This window comes from Micromonospora sp. H33 (assembly GCF_052068455.1).
Taxonomy (GTDB): domain Bacteria; phylum Actinomycetota; class Actinomycetes; order Mycobacteriales; family Micromonosporaceae; genus Micromonospora.
Genome location: NZ_JBQHDE010000009.1, coordinates 76,018 through 91,136, shown reverse-complemented (window position 1 = coordinate 91,136; position 15,119 = coordinate 76,018). Strand labels below are relative to the sequence as shown.

Here is a 15,119-nt window from a genome sequence, read left to right as displayed (position 1 = left end):
GCCCCCGGCGCACCCCTCCCCCGCACAACCGCCATCCCGATTCTCGCCGCGAGGAGATCGACATGCGCCGTGCGAACCAGCCGACCACGACCAGACCGACCAACCGCCGTGCCGCTCGCAAGGACGCCACCCGCCCATCGAACGATCCGCCGACTCTCTTCGACCTGGACCTGCCCGAGCCGCCGTCTGGCACCTACCCGACCTCCGTTTACCAGCTGGAGCGGGTGCCGCCGACGATCGAGGGTCTTCACGACGCGCTGGACCACCGCTACCTGCGCAAGCACGACTTCAGGGTCGAGGAGCGGCTGGTCGCCGGCGCGCCGGCCCTGCTGGTGCATGGAACGGTGCCGCGCGAGCGCGCCGACTGGTGCGATGTGCTGGCTTCGCTGACCGGGGAGACGATCGATCTCGGGTTCAGCAGTGGCGGCGCCGCCCTGCTCGTCGCGGTCGACGACCACGTGTACGCGCTCGCCTACGGCACCGTCGGTCGCCACATGATCGACCTCGACCTGGCCAACGCAGGCTTCGGGATTGGCTTCGCGGTGCGTTCGCTCGCGCCAGACGAGATCAAGCAGGTACGCCGTCGCGTGTTCGGCACCACCGGGCGGGTGGATCGCAACATGGTGCCGGGCGGTCAGCACATCCGGATGTACGGGATCGACAAGTGGGGCGAGATCGTCGGGCAGGTCTGTGGGCGGACGTTCAATCCGAACCTGACCGTCTGCCGGTCCACCCGCAAGGCCACCCCGGTCGAAGGCAGCGATGCCCTGCGTATCCACCTCGGCGTCGAGCCGGAAAATCTGCTCGCCGATCTGCGGGAGATTAGCCGGGTCTGCAAGCAGGAAGCGCCCTTCGAGGACCTGGAGTTCATCACCCAGATCCGTCCCGTGCCGGCCCGCGACCCGCGGCTGTCGGAGCTGGAGGAGCATCTGGGCCGACTGCTCGCGTCACCCAACGCGGACGAGATCGGTCTGGCCGTACCGGGCCGGGTTCTCAACGAAATCGAGCGCATCCAGTCGTACAAGTTGCGGGTGCCCAGGTCCGGCCTCCGCGCGGCGCGCCTGTCGGAGCTCACGCTGGCCGACATCCTCACGCAGACCAGTGGCGTACCCGACGGCCAGCGGTGGGCTTCCCTCTGCAACGGACGGATCACCCTCTACGCCGACATTGCTGGGGAGGAGGAGATCGGCTCGACGGCCGCGTCGCGATGGATCACCGCCCAGCTCGCGCACGGTACGAGTCAGCTGTTGCTGCACGAGGGCGGCTGGTACGAGATCGGCAACAGGCACCGCGAGTTCCTCCGCGACGAGATCGAACAGATCCTGGCTGGGCCGGCGAGCATTGTGCTGCCGGCATGGACCACCGACCTACCGGAAGAGGCGGACTACAACGCCCACGCCGCCACGGTTTGTGGCCTGACGCTGCTGGACCGGCGCCTGCTGCGGACGGGTCAGCACCACCGCGGCATCGAGGCCTGCGACCTACTCGGGCCGGACGGCGAGTTGATCCACGTCAAGAGGGCCAACGGCAGCTCGCCGCTGAGCCACCTCTTTGCTCAGGGTGAGGTGTCGGTCGATGCGCTGCGGTACGAGGCTGACGCCCGGGCCGCGCTGGTCAAGATGGCTCGCCAGCAGGGGTCGGGTCGCGCCATCGGCCTGGACTTCCGCCCTCGCAAGGTCATCTACGCGATCGCCCTCGGCTCCGGCAGGACGCTCACGGTCGACTCGTTCTTCACCTTCGCCCAGGTCGCGCTCTACCGGGCGATGAAGTCGCTGCGCAACGAGGGCGTCGAGGTCGAGGTCGTCGGCATCCCACCCGCCTGACTCGCTCACGACCTGCCGGTCACCACGATTTGCCGCCCTAATCCGTCCCGCCCCGCCCAGGCAGACCGCCCCTTTCCGGCTCGGGCGTCAACCCAGCCACCAACGAAGAAGGAAGAACCATGACCCAGCCCGAGTTTCAGCCGGACCCGCAGGCCGTGCCCCAGTCGCAGCCGCCGCAGGAGCCGCACACGTCGCCGCAGGAGCCGCACACGTCGCCGCAGGACCCGGCGCCGCCGTCCGACGCCGCCGTACCGCCGTCGGAGGCGACCGAGCCGCCGATCAGCACCCCGGTCGGCGCCGCTATCTCGCCTAAGCGCTCCAACGCACAGGTCTGGACCGTCGGCGGCCTCGCCCTCGTCATCGCCCTCACCGCCGGGCTGGCCATCGGCGCGGTCGCCGCCGATGATGCTGACCCGGCTGCGAGCACGAGCAGCTCGGCGTCGCCGAGCAGCGCGCCGACGACGGCCGCGCCCACCACCGCCGCTCCCACGACGGCTGCGCCGACCAGCGCGGCGCCGTCGCCCACGAAGACCACTCCCGCGCCGAAGCCGAAGCCGCCGTCCTACAAGACGCTGAGCGAGCGGCAGTGGAAGCTCATCGCGAAGAACCCGGACGCCTACATCGGCAAGACCTACGTGGTCTTCGGCCGGGTCACTCAGTTCGACGCCGCGACCGGTGTCGACAGCTTCCGCGCGGATGTCGGACACAAGCGGATGGCCGACGAGTACGACTACGAGACCAACACGATGCTCAGCGGCGACTCCGATGACCTCGAGAACCTGGTCGAGGACGACATCTTCCGCGCCAACGTCACCGTGCTCGGCTCGTACAGCTACGAAACCCAGATCGGCGGCGAGACCACTGTGCCGATGCTCATGGTCGCCTCGATCAAGGTCCTCTGAGGTCGGCTGACGCCTCTGGTCTCACAAACGGGGCAGCTCGACAGGACCAGCAAGCCCCTGATCCGTCTGCGACATCAGCTCCAAAGCGCCGGGGCGAGCACACTCCCTCGCCCGGCGCCCCTCCCCCATCCCCGCGAGACGTCAGGAGGCGTCGTGCGTACCGATGAATTCCTGCGCGCCCTGGACCTGCTCCCCGCTCCCCTGCACGAGCGTGCCGCCGCGCTGCGCGCCTACGCCCGGCCGACCCGCTGCGAACACTGCCAGCGGATCGGCGACGCCGTCCGACTGGCCCTCACCGCCGTTCACTGGGACGAGCTCGACTCGGCGCGGCAGCTGCTCGACGCGGCAGAGCAGAAGGCGGCCGGGCATGGCTCGGCGTGCCGGCCAGGCCTGGACGACCAGCGCGGACGCGGCCAGGTCCACCGCTGGGCGGGGACGTCCGCGCCGCTGGTCGCCGCGACCGACGCGAGCTGGAAGGGGCGTGCCGGCGGCATCGCGTACGTCGTCAGTGACGGCCACTACGGCCTGCGCGGCCGGGGCACCGGACCGATGGACCCCACCGGTTCCTCCCGGGTGCTGATCAACGAGCTGCGCGCGGTCGACTTCCTGCTCTCCGGGTACGACGAGGTGCCGGCCGGGATGACCGTGCTGCTGGACAACCTGACCGCCCTGCGGTACCTGCACCGCTGGCAGGCCGGCCAGACCGAGGCGATGCCGAGCGGCTACAGCCTGCGCCCGCGCCGGTGGGCACCCCAACCCACCCTCGTCCGGCTGGCGGAGCTGGTGAGCCGGCGGCCGGACCTGTCCTTCGCCCATGTGAAGGGGCACAGCGGCCACGCGCTCAACGAGGCCGCCGACGGCCTGTCGCACATGGCGCGTCGGCGCCTCGACGAGTCCTTCGACGTACGCCCGCGGGCGCACGCCCTGGTCGACGCGTTCCTGGCCGACTGGCACGCCACGTGCTGACCACATCCGCATTCATCACGGGGAGACCGATGTCGAAGAACCAGAGCCCGAAGCCCCAGCCCGACGACGGGTTCGGCCCGCACGCCGACGAGCAGGAGGTGCATGGCGTGGGTGCGTACCAGATTGTCACGCGCCGGTACGTGGAGCGGCGGATCGCTGAGCTGCCTGCCGGCCCCGAAGCCGAGGACGCCCGGCTACGCGGCCTGCTGGACATCTTCGACGACCTCACCGCCAAGGGCCACCCCGAGCCGCTGACGTTGCTGGCCGCCGTACTCGGCATCCCAGTCGACACGCTCGTCACCCACCTGCGCTCGGCCGCCCGTTCGTGGGGTGAGTCCCGTTGACCTACCAGCAGCCCAGCCACCAGCCCATCCAGCCGTACCCGCCGGTGTCCGGCCCGCCGGGCGCCTATCCCCCGCTTCCCGCCGGACCAGGACAGTACCCGCCCGCCACCCCGCAGCAGGTGCGGCCGCCGCTCACGTCGGGCCTGGCGACCGCGTCGCTGGTGCTCGGGATCTTCGGCGCCCTTGGCGGCTGGTGCCTGTTCGGGCTGCCGTGCGTCCTCGCCGTCATCCTCGGCCACCTCGCCCTGCGGGAGACCCGCGATGGCACGCGGTCCGGGCACGGCATGGCGGTCGCCGGTCTCGTCCTGGGCTACGTGTTCGTCGGCCCGATGATCGCCTTCACGGTGATGGCCTTCTTCGGCAGCGTCATCGGCGCCGCGACCCCGAACCCCTGAGTTAACGAGTACGACGGCCTGCCGCCACCGCGGCCGGCGACTCAGCGGACTCCGGTGACTGCCCCGGGTTGCGACGCGAACAGCAGGGGGTACCGGTTCCAGTCGTTGCCCACGGAAATTGGACCCTCCAGCCGGTCCCCGCCGGTACGCCAGTCGAGGTGCCGGTAGCAGCGCATGGCGCCGTTGGGCAGCACGCCGTAGACGACGCCCTCTCCACCCGGGACGATTCGGCTGAACTGCTTCCAGTCCACGTTGGTGGCGAGGTCTCGTGGCTCGGCCCAGGTGTTGGCGCCGTTCCCCCAGCCGGTGTGGTTGTACCACCGGAGCACGCCACTGGGTTGCACGCCGTAGATGATCCCTTCGCTGCCCGAGAAGACGGGTGAGAGACCGTCCCACCCGGTGCCGATCTGGGCAACTGTGGCGAAGGCGCCCTCTCCGGTCTGGTAGCCGTTGTACCGGTTCCAGTAGAGGTCGCCCACCCTGAAGGTGCCCGTCTCGTCGGACACGACGATCCCGTAGACGACTCCGTAGCCGGCTCCAAAGTGGAACCACTTAGTCTTCGTCGGATCGCTGCTCACCCAGGCGCCGATCGGGTTCGGTCCCCGCCATTCGTCTGTTGGGGGAGTTTGCTCCGAGCCTCGATGGCCGTACCACAGCCAGTTGCCCGAGTCCTGTTTTGCCAGCACGGCGGACGAGCCGCCATGGACGATCGCCTCGAAGTTCCAACTGGTGCCGACGAGCAGCGGAGCGGTCCAAGCGCCGTTCTCGGTCGGCAGCATCTGCGTCAGGTAGTGCAAGTTCTGGTCGCGGTCCACGCCGTACATGCCGACGAACGCCGCCGTCCAGTTCGGGAACTGGCCGACGAACTGCTCGGCCGGGAGGTGGCCGGCTGCGGCAACCGACCTGAGCATCTGCTCCAAAAGGCCCAGCAGGATGATCGCGGGCTCCTTGTCCTGGATGTCCCGCTCGTCGAGCGCGACAAAGCCCGGGTCAATGGTGCAGAGCACGCTGGTGCCCTCGGGCATTTCGGTCTGGAGCTCCCGGATGACCGTTCGCGTTCGGGCCATCGCGTTGGTGCACTGCACGGTGAACGTGCAGACTCCGTTCCTGGCGTACTTTTCCACCGGGATCGGTTGGCAGGTGATGCGTGAACGGATCTTACCGGCGATCGATTCTGATACAGCCCCGATGTGCCGATCGAGCTGCGCACCGTACCCCGACTGGACGGCAGCCTTGTCGGAGGCGGTGTCGACCATCATGGCTGCGAGCCAGATGGTCACGGCCATCGAGTAGACGGGGAGAGCCAGCGTTGTCTTGAAGTCCGGGTCAACAGGTTCGATCGCCGGCTCACCGACCGGGTTGCCGAACTCGTCACGCTGTTGCGTGATGCGGACGTCGCTCCACAGCCAGAGGTCCTGGTCGGTGAGGAGCGTGTCCGCGCGAGCGCCGGCCTCGAATGCGGCCTCGGCCGCACGAGCCCGGTCGTCCGGGCTGCGCTGCAGCTGGACCCCAATCGTCGACAGGCGGGTCACCTGCTCCTGCAACGCGCGGATGCGCGCGAGATTCTCCCCCTTGACCTGTCGCTGAGTCACCGTGTCCAAGCGCTCACTGAGCTTCGCCAGCTGCGTCTTGATGAGTTCGATCTCGCGATTGATCTCATTCAGCGCGTACACGAGCGGGTCAGTCTTGCCGAATTCATAGATAAACCGAATGATGCTGATACCGGTACCGATTGGGCCAGTGGCATCGACAATGTCGTCGACCGTCTCGTACTCGGGGCTCTCGATGTTCGCCAGCATGCCTTCTCCCGGGTCCGACAAAGCGACCGCTGGGCCACAGTAACAATCATCAGCCGGGCGCATCTCGCATATCGACCAGGGCGACGCGGCATCGAGATCTGCACGCGCCGGCCCTGGAACGGCGTTCCGTGTTCCAGCGAGGGTTGGCCGCCGGCGAGCACCGGCGGCTGTGTGGCCAGTTCCCGGATGCCGTTGGGTACTGAGCGCTCGTGTGCTCGGCGTGACGGTCGCGGGCAGGGACCAGTCCGTACGGTACGGGCATGCACACCGTTCGGACCCTCGCCACCGGCGCACCCTCGTCGCTGCGACGGCTCATCAGTCTCGACGAACGGCTGCGCAGCCTCTTGACTGCCTAACCGCGGACAGCGTCCTCCTCGTGCCGGAGGAGCAACGACGACTGCACGCCGACGCGGGGCCAGGCGGACGATGGGACGATGGGCTGCTGCCCGCTCCCGGACCCCGCTGCCGCTTCACATGGGCACGCCCGCCGGGCCAACAGGTCTCTGTCGGGCGTGGAAGCCACCGGACCAGGCCTCGCCACAACCCGTGGGACAACTTTCGTCAGCTTCGGAGGAAAGTTGGGCCTATCCCGATGAAAGCTATGGACATATGAATAGGTCTTTTGTAGCGTCGGCCGCGTGATGGTGTTTCGTCCTGGTTAACCACGGCCAACACCCGGATTGACGCCCGCCCCCTACCCCAACCTCGCCCATCTCGCCAGATCCTTCGCCCGTCGCGGTCGCGGCCTCCCGCGCAACGGGCTACTCAGTCATGCCGAGGATGCGCCCGTCCGTCCACGAAGGAAGAACGAGCCGCGCCCGTGGACCTGCCCCGACCAGTCCCCAGTACAAGGAGAGGCAGATGAAGAGACGACTCACGCTCGCCGTAGCGGGTCTGACGACCCTGGCGCTCATCACCACCCCCACCGTCGCGACGGCCGCACCCAGCCCGCCGCCGGAGAGCGACTTCCAGAAGGTGACCCTCAACGACAGCCCGGGCGAGCCGATGGACCTCGCCGTGCTGCCCGACAGCCGGGTGCTGCACGTGACCCGCCCGGGTGAGGTCTGGCTGCACGACCCCGCCACCGGCCGCAACACGATCGCCGCGACCCTGGACGTCTACCGGCACGACGAGGAGGGCCTGCAGAACGTCGCGATCGATCCGAACTTCGGCAAGGGCGGCAACAACTGGGTCTACCTGTACTACTCGCCGCCGATGGAGACCCCGGTCGATGACCCGTCGACCCCGAACGTCAACGAGGGCGACGCGCCGGCCTGGGGCACACCTGCGGACTTCGAGCGGTTCGAAGGCGTCATCCGGCTCTCCCGGTTCCGGTTCGTCAAGGACAAGCTGGACCTCTCCACCGAGCAGCAGATCCTCGACGTGCCGGTCGACCGGGGCATTTGCTGCCACGTCGGCGGGGACATCGTCTTCGACTCGAAGGGCAACCTGTACCTGTCCACCGGCGACGACACCAACCCGTTCGAGTCCGGCGGCTACGCGCCGATCGACGAGCGTCCCGGCCGCAACCCGGCGTACGACGCGCAGCGCACCTCCGCCAACACGAACGACCTGCGCGGCAAGATCCTGCGCATCAAGGTGGGCGCCGACGGGTCGTACACCATCCCGGACGGCAACCTGTTCCCGGAGGGCACGGCCGGCACCCGGCCCGAGATCTACCTGATGGGCCTGCGCAACCCGTTCCGGATCGAGCTCAACCGCGAGACCGACGACCTTTACGTCGCCGACTACTCGCCGGACGCGGGCGAGCCCGATCCGCAGCGCGGGCCGGCCGGCCACGGCAAGTGGTTCGCCGCCCGCGAGGCCGGTAACTACGGGTGGCCGTACTGCGCGACGGCCGAGCTGCCGTACCGGGACTACGACTTCGCCACCGGCCAGTCTGGGCAGCCGTTCAACTGCGCCGCCCCGGTCAACGAGTCACCGCACAACACCGGCCTGCGGGAGCTGCCCCCGGTGGAGCAGCCGGACGTCTGGTACGGGTACGGCACCTCGGCGCAGTTCCCGGAGCTGGGTGACGGTGGCATCGGCCCGATGGCCGGCCCGGCGTACCAGTTCGTGGCCCCGACGACGAAGGGACGCGCGCCGGTGGCGTGGCCGGCGTACTACGACGGCATCCCGCTGTTCTACGAGTGGACCCGGGACTACGTGAAGGGCTTCCGGCTGGACGCCGGCGGCGACCTGACCGGGATCGAACCGGTGCTCCCCTCGTTCGTCTTCGACAACCCGATGGACCTGGAGTTCGGCCCGGACGGCGCGCTCTACGCGCTCGAATACGGCGACGGCTTCTTCAGCGAGAACCCGGACGCGCAGCTGGCCCGCATCGACTACACCGGCTGGACGGGCAACCACACCCCCGTGCCGCAGGCGTCGGCCACGCCCACCGACGGGATCGCCCCGTTGACCGTCACATTCTCCAGCGAGGGCACCACCGACTACGACGGTGACCGGCTGTCGTACGCGTGGGACTTCGACAACGACGGCAGGGTCGACTCACGGGCGGCGAACCCGACGTTCACCTACCGGCAGAACGGCCTCTACAACGCCACCCTGCGGGTGAGCGACCCGGGCGGCCTGTCGGCCTCCGCCTCCGTGCGGATCGTGGTCGGCAACGCCACGCCGGTGGTGGAGCTGGTCCGGCCGGTCGAGGGCCAGGCCTTCCGATTCGGCGACACCGTGCAGTTCGAGGTACGGGTGACCGACGACCAGCCGGTGGACTGCGCGCGGGTCAGCGTCACGTACATCCTCGGCCACGACGACCACGGGCACCCGCAGACCACCGCCAACGGCTGCACCGGCTCGATCCAGACGACCGTGCCGTCCGGTCACGACCCGGCGAACGACGACCTGACCGGCGTGTTCGTCGCCTCCTACACCGACGCCGGTGGCGACGGGCTGCCGTCGCTGACCGGAACGGACCAGGTCGTCCTGGTCCCGGCCGCGTAAGACCACGAAGGAGTCATCATGTGTTACGGATACGACGGGACGGCCGCCCTGCAGCGGTCGCTTGACCGGCGGAGCCTGCTGGGCGGTTCACTGGCGGTGCTCGCCGGTGTCGGGCTCGCGTCAGGGATCGGCGGTACGGCTGCGGAGGCGACCACCCGCACCACCGGCCGGCACCACGTGCCGCCGGGCCTGATCAGCATCCAGCTGTGGACGGTACGCGACGCGCTCTGGGGATCGCCGGGGTACGACGCCACCCTCACCCACCTCGCGCGGATCGGGTATCCGCGCGTGGAGCTGGCGCTCGGCTACTTCGGCCGTACCGCGGCCCAGCTGCGCCAGTTCCTGGACGGCATCGCCATCCGCGCCACGTCCAGCCACGACGGGATCAGCGGTGACGCCGCCGGCCTGGAGCAGAAGATCGAGAACGCGGTGACGCTGGGCCAGTCGTTCATGGTGGTGCCGTACCTGAACTCCGACAAGGCGGACGACTGGAAGCGCTGGGCGGAGCAGATGAACGTGGAGGCCGCCGCGGCGGCCGCGGCCGGCCTGCGCTACGGCTACCACAACCACGCGCACGAGTTCACCATCGACCTCGGTGGTGGCAAGCGCCCGTGGGACATCCTCACCGCTGAGCTGGACCCGAAGCTCGTGCACCTGGAGATCGACATCTACTGGGCCGTCACCGGCGGCATCGAGTCCGGCGACGGTGTGGCCGACCCCGAGGGCTTCACGCTGGACGTCATCCGGTCCGCGCCGCAGCGCGTCCTGCAGTACCACGTCAAGGACCGGAACGAGTCCACCGGCGACATGGCCGACCTGGGCACCGGGATGATCGACTTCGCGCGGATCCTCCGCGAGCACTCGGTGCTGGAGTACATCGTGGAGAACGACACCCCCGACGTGACACCGCAGCAGACCGCCGAGGTCGGCTACCGCTACCTGCGCAAGCTGCGGTACTGACGCACCGCGGCAGGCAGTGTTGACGGACACCAGGGCCGGCGGGCCGACACCGCCGGCCCTGGCGTCCAGCCCACGCCAGTAACGGTCCCGCAGGATCCGCAAGCGCAGTCCGAAGTTCACCTCTTACGGGTGAGGCGGCATCGCCCCGCGCAGCGGCAGTGTGCCCCTGGGAGGGGGCGCGATGACCGATGTGACCGCCGACTTCTTCCGCGGTCTCGCGCGGCGGAAGGACGATTGCCGGCTGACGGCACTGCACGAGGGCAGTGTCCGCTTCGACATCACCCGGGACGGTCAGGTCGACCACTGGCTGGTCTCCATCGCCAAGGGCGACATCACCGTGTCGGAACAGGCGACGGGCGGAGACGCCGTCGTCCGGGCGGACCGGGCGGTTTTCGACCGCATCGCCAGCGGTGAGGCGTACTTCCTGACCACCGTCCTGCGCGGCGAGGCGACCGTCGAGGGCAGCCCGCGGCTGTTCGCGACGGTCCGACGGTTGTTTCCGCCACCGCCGGGCTCGCGAGAGGCGCGACGCCGGGGAGGTGACGGTGGCTGAGAACGAGGTCAACATCCTCGACGGAACCACCTTCATGGTCTGCGACCGGTCGGGGGACATCGACCCGAACACCGACGCCATCCACGGTCTGTTCGCCCACGACACGCGCCTGCTGTCGAAGTGGCAGTTGACGATCAACGGGGAGTCGCTGACCACGCTCTCCATCGACGACGTCCACTACTTCGAGAACCGGTTCTACCTGGTCCCGGGCAGCCAGGACGTCTACGTCAACAGCACCCTCGCGGTGCGCCGGATGCACACCCTGAACGCCGGTCTCCACGAGGACCTGATCATCATCAACAACGACCGGCGACCGGTCGACCTCACCCTCCGGGTCGAGGTGGACGCCGACTTCGCGGACCTCTTCGAGGTCAAGGACGCAGCGTTGAAGAAGAAGGGGCGGCACTACCGGCGCATCGACGGCGAGCGCCTCATCCTCGGCTACGAGCGCGAACGGTTCCGGCGGGAGACGATCGTCTCCGCGACGGTCCCGGCGGAGCCGGACGAGAACGGGCTGACACTCACCGTTCACATCGAACCGCACAGCAGGTGGCGCGCCAGGCTGAACGCGGAACCGGACCTTCCGATGCCACGGGGGCTGGAACGGCTCACGATCCCGGGGCGAGCGGCGCGGACGGGCCGCGACAAACAGCGCGACCTCAGGGAATGGTTGAACCAGGCGCCGCGTCTGGAGACCGGCTGGGAGCCGCTGCGGGTCACGTACCGGCAGAGTCTCATCGACCTGGCCGCGCTGCGCTTCAGCCCCTTCCTCGCCGACGACAAGAGCGTGCCGGCTGCCGGCCTGCCCTGGTTCATGTGCCTCTTCGGCCGGGACAGCATCCTCACCAGCTTCCAGACGCTGCCGTTCGCGCCCGACCTCGCCGCCACCACCCTGCGCGTGCTCGCGTTCCGGCAGGGCAGCCGGGTCGACGACTTCCGGGAGGAGGAACCCGGCCGGATCCTGCACGAGATGCGGTACGGCGAGCTGACCGTCTTCGACGACACGCCGCACAGTCCGTACTTCGGCAGTGCGGACGCCACTCCCCTGTTCCTCGTACTGCTCGACGAGTACGAGCGGTGGACCGGTGACGCCGACCTGGTGCGCTCGGTCGAGCAGGAGGCGCGCGCCGCGATCGACTGGATCAACGACTACGCCGACCTGACCGGTGCCGGGTACATCTCCTACCGGCGGCGCAACACGAGGAACGGCCTGGAGAACCAGTGCTGGAAGGACTCCTGGGACGGCATCTCGTTCCGCGACGGCCGGCTGCCGTCCTTTCCCCGCGCCACGTGCGAGCTTCAGGGGTACGCGTACGACGCGAAGATGCGCACCGCCCGGCTCGCCCGCGCCATCTGGAACGACCCGGCGTACGCGGACCGGCTGGAGCGGGAGGCCGCCGACCTCAAGGAACGCTTCAACCGCGACTTCTGGGTCGCCGACGGCGAGTACGTCGCGCTCGCCCTCGACGGTGAGGGCCGCCAGGTGGACGCCCTGTCGTCGAACATGGGGCACCTGCTGTGGAGCGGCATCCTCGAGGAACAGAAGGCCGCGGCCGTGGTGCGGCACCTGATGTCGCCCGCCTTGTTCAGTGGTTGGGGCATCCGCACGCTGGCCGAGGGCGAGGCCCGCTACAACCCGATCGGGTACCACGTGGGGACGATCTGGCCGTTCGACAACTCGTTCATCGCCTGGGGGCTGCGGCGGTACGGGTACGCCGACGAGGCGGCCCGGATCGCCGCCGGCATCCTGGACGCGGCGACCTTCTACGACGGCCGGCTGCCCGAGGCGTTCGCCGGTAGCGCCCGCGTCGAGACCAGGTATCCCGTCAACTACCCGACCGCGTGCAGCCCGCAGGCGTGGTCCGCCGGGGCCCCGCTGCTCCTGCTGCGAACGATGCTCGGTCTCCGGCCGGCCGGCGACGATCTGGTGATCAGGCCGGCTCTGCCCGCTAATCTCGACTTCGTGGCGCTGCTCGACATCCCCGGCCGATGGGGGCGCCTCGACGCCTACGGCAGAGGGCCGGCCGCGGCCGACCGACACGGGTTGCAGCCGGCGCCGCCGCAACTCTCCGCCCCATGACGGGAGGGGACGATGGAGGAGATCGACCCGGCGCGCACCGCCGTCCTCTGCGTCCACTGGCAGCACGAGGTCGTCAGCCCCGACGGACTGTTCGGCCCGCTCTTCGCCGCCCAGGTCACCCGGCACCGCGTCCCGTCGTACGCGGCACGAGTCGCCGCCGCCGTCAGGTCCGCAGGCGGTCTCGTCGTCTACACCCGCGTCGCACACCGACCCGGCTATCCGGACCTCATTCCCAACACCCCCAGCTTGGCGCTGATCCGGGAACGCGGGGCCTTCCTCGAGGGCACCCCGAAGACCCGGATCATCGACGAGGTCGCGCCGCACGCGGGCGACGTCGTCATCACCCACGTCCGGCTCAGCGGCTTCTTCGGCACCGAGATGGACACGATCCTGCGCGCCCGGGGCGTGGAGACCGTCCTGTTCACCGGCGTCGCCACCAACCTGTCCATCACCGGCACCGCATACGAGGCGGTCAACCACGGGTACCGCATCGTGACCGTCTCGGACGCGTGCACGGCGGCGACCGACGAGGCGCATCGGGCGAGCCTCGCGACGCTGGGTCAGCTCGGCCTGGTGGCCACCACGGACGACATCGTCTGCGGCATGGAGCGCTGACACACATCCGGGACGGAAACGTCACCGCCCGTCGACCGGACTGTGACCGCGCCGGCGGCCCGTTCCACATGATGTCCGGCATCGTCGAGCAGGAGGAGCACGACGGTCAGGAACGGCGAACGCATCGAGGACCAGCCGGTGGCGTCACCTGACCGCGGTGCTGGCCGCCGCGCCCGCCCTCGTCACGGCGGCGTCTGTCGGCACTCGTGGGGACGCCGGCGCCGCCGTCCGGGCAGTGCCGGACGGCCGCCGCGCGACGGGTCAGCGGTTGCCGCGGACCCGACGGACGGTGTCGCGGTACCAGAGCGCACTGCGCTTTGGGGTCCGCCGCTGGGTGTCGTAGTCGACCCGGATGATGCCGAACCGCTTGTCGTAGCCGTACGCCCACTCGAAGTTGTCCAGCAGCGACCAGGCGAAGTAGCCCCGCACGTCCGCCCCGGCCAGGCGGGCCCGCGCCACGGCGCGAAGGTGGTCGGCCAGGTAGGCCACCCGGTCGTCGTCGGCCACGAAACCGTCGGCGTCCGGCTGGTCGTCGAAGGCCGCGCCGTTCTCGGTGATCACCATCGGCACACCCGTGTAGTCACGGCTGAGCCGGACCAGCAGGTCGGTGAACGAGTCGGGCACGATCTCCCAGTCCATCGCGGTGCGGGGCAGGTCCCGCCGTACCACCCGCCGCACCGGCCGGCCCTCGTCGTCCCGCTCGCGCCCCTGCTCGTCCACGCCGGAGAAAATCTGGCCGAAGTAGAAGTTGACCCCGAGGACGTCGATCGGGCTGGAGATGACGTCCAGGTCGCCGTCCTCGACCGGGATGCGTACGCCGTCGCGGGCCAGGTCGGCCACCACGTCCTCCGGGTACCGGCCGTGGATCACCGGGTCGAGGTAGAGGCGGTTGCCCAGCCCGTCCGCGGCCCGGGCGGCGTCCCGGTCCGCCGGGCTGTCGGTGGCCGGGTCGGCCGTGGCCAGGTTGACGGTGATGCCCACCTCGATGGGCCGGGTGGCCGCCGCCCGCAGCCGCCCGACCGCCAGCCCGTGGCCGAGCAGCAGGTGGTGCGCGGCGGCGATCGCGTCGCCGAGGTCGCGCCGGCCGGGGGCGTGCAGGCCGTACGCGTACCCGAGCATGGCCGAACACCACGGCTCGTTCAGCGTGGTCCACGTCCGCACCCGGTCGCCGAGGGTGTCGAAGACCAGCTCCGCGTAGTCCGCGAACCGGTAGGCGGTGTCCCGGGCCGGCCAGCCGCCGGCGTCCTCCAGCTCCTGCGGCAGGTCCCAGTGGTACAGCGTGACCCACGGGTCGATCCCCCGGCCGAGCAGCTCGTCGACCAGCCGGTCGTAGAAGGCGAGCCCGGCGGCGTTGGCCGGTCCCCGTCCGCCGGGCTGCACCCGGGGCCAGGCCACCGAGAAGCGGTACGTGTCCAGGCCCAGGTCGGCGATGAGTCCCACGTCCTGCGGCATCCGGTGGTAGTGGTCGCAGGCCACGTCGCCGTTGTCACCGTTCACCACCGCGCCGGGCAGCCGGCAGAAGGTGTCCCAGATGGACGCCGTGCGACCGTCCTCGGCGACCGCGCCCTCGATCTGGTACGACGAGGTGGCCACGCCCCACCGGAATGCCGGTGGCAGCGTGTCGATCGGGTCGGCCTCGGTCGACGTCGCCGGGCTGGTGGGGTTGCTGTCCATGGTTCTCCTCGCGGTCGCGGACGGTGAGTCGGAATCGGGGGTAC

General features: G+C 69.7%; 12 protein-coding genes. 10 read left to right on the top strand and 2 right to left on the bottom strand.

What is annotated here, in order from left to right:
• The first annotated feature begins 62 nt into the window (after positions 1–62).
• The 5 genes from ACTMS0_RS20155 to ACTMS0_RS20135 all read left to right on the top strand — a co-directional run bounded on the left by ACTMS0_RS20155 (position 63) and on the right by ACTMS0_RS20135 (position 4,430).
• On the top strand, positions 63–1,823 hold the full coding sequence (locus tag ACTMS0_RS20155) for a DUF6119 family protein (RefSeq protein WP_441156775.1): 1,761 nt from the start codon (positions 63–65) through the stop codon (positions 1,821–1,823).
• A 119-nt stretch (positions 1,824–1,942) separates the two neighbouring features.
• On the top strand, positions 1,943–2,725 hold the full coding sequence (locus tag ACTMS0_RS20150) for a hypothetical protein (RefSeq protein WP_441156774.1): 783 nt from the start codon (positions 1,943–1,945) through the stop codon (positions 2,723–2,725).
• A gap of 153 nt (positions 2,726–2,878) precedes the next feature.
• Positions 2,879–3,691 carry a ribonuclease HI gene (locus ACTMS0_RS20145; protein WP_441156773.1) on the top strand — a complete coding sequence of 271 codons (813 nt, stop codon included), beginning with the start codon at positions 2,879–2,881 and terminating at the stop codon, positions 3,689–3,691.
• A 29-nt stretch (positions 3,692–3,720) separates the two neighbouring features.
• Positions 3,721–4,035 (top strand): hypothetical protein, encoded by a 315-nt coding sequence (locus ACTMS0_RS20140; protein WP_441156772.1) that lies wholly within the window; start codon positions 3,721–3,723, stop codon positions 4,033–4,035.
• Positions 4,032–4,430: a DUF4190 domain-containing protein gene (locus tag ACTMS0_RS20135; protein ID WP_441156771.1), complete on the top strand. Its 399-nt coding sequence runs from the start codon at positions 4,032–4,034 to the stop codon at positions 4,428–4,430. Before ACTMS0_RS20140 ends, ACTMS0_RS20135 begins: the two co-directional genes overlap by 4 nt.
• Before the next feature lie 41 nt (positions 4,431–4,471).
• On the opposite strand, the gene ACTMS0_RS20130 is transcribed toward ACTMS0_RS20135, so the two are convergent.
• Positions 4,472–6,229: a tachylectin-related carbohydrate-binding protein gene (locus ACTMS0_RS20130; RefSeq protein WP_441156770.1), complete on the bottom strand. Its 1,758-nt coding sequence runs from the start codon at positions 6,227–6,229 to the stop codon at positions 4,472–4,474.
• An 861-nt stretch (positions 6,230–7,090) separates the two neighbouring features.
• Here ACTMS0_RS20130 and ACTMS0_RS20125 point away from each other — a divergent pair.
• The 5 genes from ACTMS0_RS20125 to ACTMS0_RS20105 all read left to right on the top strand — a co-directional run bounded on the left by ACTMS0_RS20125 (position 7,091) and on the right by ACTMS0_RS20105 (position 13,401).
• Complete coding sequence (locus ACTMS0_RS20125) at positions 7,091–9,193, top strand: PQQ-dependent sugar dehydrogenase (RefSeq protein ID WP_441156769.1); 2,103 nt, start codon at positions 7,091–7,093, stop codon at positions 9,191–9,193.
• Between the two features lie 18 nt (positions 9,194–9,211).
• Positions 9,212–10,153: a sugar phosphate isomerase/epimerase family protein gene (locus tag ACTMS0_RS20120; protein ID WP_441156768.1), complete on the top strand. Its 942-nt coding sequence runs from the start codon at positions 9,212–9,214 to the stop codon at positions 10,151–10,153.
• A 181-nt stretch (positions 10,154–10,334) separates the two neighbouring features.
• Positions 10,335–10,706, top strand: coding sequence for an SCP2 sterol-binding domain-containing protein (locus ACTMS0_RS20115; RefSeq protein WP_441156767.1), 372 nt, complete (start codon positions 10,335–10,337; stop codon positions 10,704–10,706).
• Positions 10,699–12,786, top strand: a complete 2,088-nt coding sequence (locus ACTMS0_RS20110) for an amylo-alpha-1,6-glucosidase (protein ID WP_441156766.1) — start codon at positions 10,699–10,701, stop codon at positions 12,784–12,786. The genes ACTMS0_RS20115 and ACTMS0_RS20110 overlap by 8 nt, the downstream gene beginning before the upstream one ends.
• Before the next feature lie 12 nt (positions 12,787–12,798).
• A complete protein-coding gene (locus ACTMS0_RS20105) occupies positions 12,799–13,401 on the top strand; it encodes a cysteine hydrolase family protein (protein ID WP_441156765.1) in 603 nt (200 codons plus the stop codon).
• Between the two features lie 261 nt (positions 13,402–13,662).
• Here the strand turns inward: ACTMS0_RS20105 and ACTMS0_RS20100 are convergent, their stop codons facing one another.
• Positions 13,663–15,075, bottom strand: coding sequence for a GH1 family beta-glucosidase (locus ACTMS0_RS20100; protein WP_441156764.1), 1,413 nt, complete (start codon positions 15,073–15,075; stop codon positions 13,663–13,665).
• Between the last annotated feature and the right edge of the window lie 44 nt (positions 15,076–15,119).

Bases quoted from the DNA above. Each gene is read 5' to 3' on its own strand.
- ACTMS0_RS20120 (WP_441156768.1), top strand. From the start codon at position 9,212: ATGTGTTACGGATACGACGGGACGGCCGCCCTGCAGCGGTCGCTTGAC.
- ACTMS0_RS20100 (WP_441156764.1), bottom strand. From the start codon at position 15,075: ATGGACAGCAACCCCACCAGCCCGGCGACGTCGACCGAGGCCGACCCG.
- ACTMS0_RS20125 (WP_441156769.1), top strand. From the start codon at position 7,091: ATGAAGAGACGACTCACGCTCGCCGTAGCGGGTCTGACGACCCTGGCG.
- ACTMS0_RS20155 (WP_441156775.1), top strand. From the start codon at position 63: ATGCGCCGTGCGAACCAGCCGACCACGACCAGACCGACCAACCGCCGT.
- ACTMS0_RS20140 (WP_441156772.1), top strand. From the start codon at position 3,721: ATGTCGAAGAACCAGAGCCCGAAGCCCCAGCCCGACGACGGGTTCGGC.
- ACTMS0_RS20150 (WP_441156774.1), top strand. From the start codon at position 1,943: ATGACCCAGCCCGAGTTTCAGCCGGACCCGCAGGCCGTGCCCCAGTCG.
- ACTMS0_RS20130 (WP_441156770.1), bottom strand. From the start codon at position 6,229: ATGCTGGCGAACATCGAGAGCCCCGAGTACGAGACGGTCGACGACATT.
- ACTMS0_RS20115 (WP_441156767.1), top strand. From the start codon at position 10,335: ATGACCGATGTGACCGCCGACTTCTTCCGCGGTCTCGCGCGGCGGAAG.
- ACTMS0_RS20105 (WP_441156765.1), top strand. From the start codon at position 12,799: ATGGAGGAGATCGACCCGGCGCGCACCGCCGTCCTCTGCGTCCACTGG.